The 4,151-nt window shown below is 26.2% G+C and carries 4 protein-coding genes; 2 read left to right on the forward strand and 2 right to left on the reverse strand.

Annotation, left to right across the window (positions count from 1 at the left end):
* Nucleotides 1–112: 112 nt before the first annotated feature.
* Entirely contained in the window at nucleotides 113–829 is a 717-nt protein-coding gene (locus KQ44_RS04785) for an N-6 DNA methylase (protein WP_240516483.1), read from the reverse strand.
* Nucleotides 830–847: 18 nt separating this feature from the next.
* Nucleotides 848–1,558 (reverse strand): type II restriction endonuclease, encoded by a 711-nt coding sequence (locus KQ44_RS04790; protein ID WP_096736447.1) that lies wholly within the window; start codon nucleotides 1,556–1,558, stop codon nucleotides 848–850.
* A 172-nt stretch (nucleotides 1,559–1,730) separates the two neighbouring features.
* On the opposite strand from KQ44_RS04790, the gene KQ44_RS04795 reads away from it, so the two are divergent.
* Nucleotides 1,731–2,048 carry a thioredoxin domain-containing protein gene (locus tag KQ44_RS04795; RefSeq protein ID WP_020004408.1) on the forward strand — a complete coding sequence of 106 codons (318 nt, stop codon included), beginning with the start codon at nucleotides 1,731–1,733 and terminating at the stop codon, nucleotides 2,046–2,048.
* 156 nt (nucleotides 2,049–2,204) lie between these two features.
* Nucleotides 2,205–4,019, forward strand: a complete 1,815-nt coding sequence (locus KQ44_RS04800) for a family 10 glycosylhydrolase (RefSeq protein ID WP_096736448.1) — start codon at nucleotides 2,205–2,207, stop codon at nucleotides 4,017–4,019.
* The last annotated feature ends 132 nt before the right edge of the window (nucleotides 4,020–4,151 follow it).

Raw genomic sequence — 4,151 nt, forward strand, 5'->3', positions numbered from 1 at the left:
ATCTTCTGTGAGATTTTCTTTATATTTATTCCAAGCAATACTGCCAGTTTTTACAGCATATCCTATATCTTTTAAACTTACTGTATTTTTGTAGGCATTGTTTAAAAAAGTTTTATCCTCTGTAAATATTGTAATACCATTTTTTGAAAATATATATTTTTATTTTTATGACTATTAGTTTTTTTAGTATTAAAAGCATAACTTTTTGATTTGCCATATAAAAATTATCAGAACCTTCCACAATATGCAAATATTCAACACTGCTGTTATTAATTATATAATCCCTTAATTTACTAAAAAAAGCTCCATTGTTCATAGAAGGAGGTACAACATATGCTAAATATCCTCCATCTTCTAAAAGCTCTAAACCTAATTTTATAAATATAGAAAATATATTAACTCTTCCGCTTATTATATCAGAATATTTTTTCTTTGTTTCTTTATCTGGTTTAAACTCAAAGTAAGGAGGATTTCCTATAACATAATCATATTTAATAGATTTTTCTGTATCTATTTTTAAAGTATCAATACATTTTATATAGGCATTATTTATTAATTTTTTTGAAATAGAAACTAAACTATCATCTATCTCAAAACCATAAAGATGAGTATTATTAAAATATTCTCTGCAAGATAGAAGAAACTCCCCGCTTCCGCATGCTGGATCTAATATTTTTACATTGCCTTTTTTATCTGAAATGGATATTAATTTCTTTAAAAGTAAATCTCTTATAGTTTTAGGAGTGAAGTACTGCCCTAGTCTTTTTCTTTTTTCTATATCAGTATTCTTAAGATAATCAAAACTTTCTTTTGTATACTCTTTAAGCATCATTTCTCTCTTACAAAATTATAAACTATTACAAAATTCTATTACATTATTTTCGCATTTTATTCTATCTTCATGAAGAAAATAATCTATTTTGGCATTTGTATTTATAGTTTTATTCTGTTCATAAGCACGCCTAACATATACATTAAAACCTCTGTTAAATTTATATGCAAACAAATTATTCTTACTTTCTTTTTTCATTTTCATTTTAAAATTATCTTCAAGTTTTTTTATATCTTCAAAAAATGCTATAAGCTCAACTCTTTCATTCATAGGAAGAACATCTCCTCCAATAAAAAATGTAACATCTCCCCTGCCATAAGAGCCGAATATATAAATAGCATTAGCCTTTGGTAAATTGCTATTCCACATAGGATTGGATGATTTACCGCTGCTGTATTTTATCTCTATAGCAATGATTTTTTTAGATGTAAATATTAAAAAATCTGGAAAATTTTGACTTCCATAAGGCTGACATATAAAGCAATTTTCCATACTTTTATCTTTTAAGGCATAAATATTATCGATTATTTTATCAGAGCTTTTATCTAAAATGTCATTTTTTAGAGATAAAAGTATATCCTTAATTTCTTTATCGCTTGATATTCTTCTATTAAAACCGTAACGTTTCAAAGAAGACTCAAATCTGTCTTCAAACTCATTGCCTTTTTTGCTTTTCAGCCATTCTTTTTTATTATTCTGTATATCTATAAAAATATTGCTAAGCATTGCATTAATATATTCATAATGTTAGAAATTGTCAAGATAAACTTTCAATTAAATAACTTAAATTTACATACTAAATAAGTAGATTTTTTAAAAAATAGTATATTTTTAACTTGACTAAGAATGTTTTTTTTATATAATGTATATTATAAAAATATATCTCTGGAGTTTTATAATGGAAGAATTAAATAAAGACAATTTTGATGAAAAAGTTATTAATTCAAAGGATTTATGTTTAGTTGACTATTTTGGTGATACTTGCGAGCCTTGTAAAGCATTAATGCCTCATGTTCATGAATTATCTAAAGAATATGAAGGAAAAGTACCATTCTATTCTTTTAATACTTCTAAAGCTAGAAGATTAGCTATTCGTGAAAAAATATTAGGTCTTCCTACAATAGCTGTTTATAAAGATGGTGCTAAAGTTAAAGAAGTTACTAAAGAAGAAGCTACTATCGAAAACATTAAAGCTATGGTAGACAGTATGCTATAATACTTTAGTATTAAATTATATTTTAGAATTCAATAAAGGGACTTTTTATAGGTCCCTTTTATTTTTATTAAAATCAATTTCTATTTATATATTGACTGTTATCACTATTAAATATATAATCTAAAAAATATATCAATAATAAAAAATGAATTAAATATGAAGAAAATCATTATATTAATATCCCTTACAGTACTCTTAATATCATCATGCCAAACTGTAAATATTGCAGTACCAGATAAATTAAGAATAATGCTTATAAAAAATATGGAAGAAGATAGAAGTCTAAATCCATTGTACCGAGAGTTCAGAGCAGCATGGTTTTCTACAGTTGCTAATATAGATTGGCCTGTAAAGGGCGGAAGCGAAAATGAACAAAAAAAACTTATTATAAAACATTTAGACACATTATATGAAAATAATTTTAATGCCGTATTCGTTCAGGTAAAACCAGATGCTGGGGTAATATTCCCGTCAAAAATTAATCCTACAACAAGATATTTTTTTGGTACTGATTCAAGCGATGAAAAAGATGAATACCCTTTCAAAACTGATATGCTTGAGTTTATAATAGATGAAGCTCATAAAAGAAATTTAGAAGTTCATGCTTGGTTTAATCCGTATAGAATGTCTTTGACTTATGATAAAAATAAAACTTATGAAGAACAATTTTCTAAAAAAAACTTCATTCACACATACGTATCTAATAATCTTAAGCCTATACATTGGTATGATAACAGACTATATTTAGATCCAGGTGAACCTATAAGTTCAAAATATATAATAGATTCTGTTATTGAAGTAGTTGAGAATTATGATGTTGACGGCATACATTTTGATGATTATTTTTATCAAAATTCAGCAGGAGGCAAAACATACAAGGATTGGCCTGACAGAGTAAGTGCTGAAAAGTACGGTTCAAAAAGAGGATATGATATTAATAATACCTCTTATGATGATTATGGTGTAAATGGTCTTTATGCTTGGAGAAGAGATAATATAAATAGACTTGTAAGCGATTTATACAAAGAAATAAAATCAAGAAAGCCTTATGTAAAATGGACTATATCCCCTGCTGGAGTTTGGAGAAATAATACAAAACTTTCTGAATATATAGGCAGTAAATACGGAAGTGATACACAATCATATAATCCTAATTTTGATGCTTTGCATGCTGATGTTTTATTATGGCTTCTTAATGGAGAAAAGACATCTTCATTAGAAAATGCTTCAGATAAAGACGGATTAAACAGAATGTATGTTGATGCTGTGATACCGCAGATATACTGGAGTTCTTCTCATAAAACAGCTCCTTTTGATGTTATAGCCGATTGGTGGGTTAATGAATATAAAAAAGCAAGAGGAACAAATACTTCTGATTTATATATAGGGCATGCCTTATATAAAATGGGAAGAGAAACCAATACTGAACCTTGGCAGAATATAGAACTTATGTCTGAACAAATAGATTATATAAGAAAAATAGGCAGAGGATCTATAAAAGGCTCATCTTTTTTTACTATGCATAGCATGTATAAAAGAGACAGAGACAGCGGAGATTTTGGAAACTTAGCATTAAAATATATAAAAGAAAATAATTATATATTCAAAGCAATAGTACCTACTATGAATACCATGAAAAATATGAGTAAAGCTCCTATAAAATTAGAAAATCCTTCTATAAAAAAGGTTTTCGGAGGTATAGAAATATCATTTACAGACCCTAACGAATACAAAACAGATAAATACGGACATGTATTGCCTTCTGTATCATCATATTATGTTATATACAGAGAAACTATAGGTGAAAGTGCTATAGAATTGATAGATAAAATTAGAAGAACAAATTTTAATACTAATTCTAAAGTAGTTTATAAAGATAAAACTGTAAACTCAAAAAATACATATATATATTACGTTACAGCACTTGATAGAATACATAATGAAAGCAAATATTTAAAAATAATAAATTAATTTGACAAATATAATTATTATTAATATAATTATAATATGATATTAGAAAATTTATACTATACAGAATCTTATAAAAACCATTGGCTTAAATATGGTATTTTGTTTGAAGATAAATATTTCAAAAAAGAAAAG

Origin of the sequence: Brachyspira sp. G79 (assembly GCF_002379365.1) — a bacterium.
Classification (GTDB): Bacteria; Spirochaetota; Brachyspiria; order Brachyspirales; family Brachyspiraceae; genus Brachyspira.

What these genes read in the sequence shown, in the direction of transcription:
- KQ44_RS04785 (WP_240516483.1), bottom strand. Translation starts at nt 829, where the DNA reads ATGCTTAAAGAGTATACAAAAGAAAGTTTTGATTATCTTAAGAATACT.
- KQ44_RS04790 (WP_096736447.1), bottom strand. Translation starts at nt 1,558, where the DNA reads ATGCTTAGCAATATTTTTATAGATATACAGAATAATAAAAAAGAATGG.
- KQ44_RS04795 (WP_020004408.1), top strand. Translation starts at nt 1,731, where the DNA reads ATGGAAGAATTAAATAAAGACAATTTTGATGAAAAAGTTATTAATTCA.
- KQ44_RS04800 (WP_096736448.1), top strand. Translation starts at nt 2,205, where the DNA reads ATGAAGAAAATCATTATATTAATATCCCTTACAGTACTCTTAATATCA.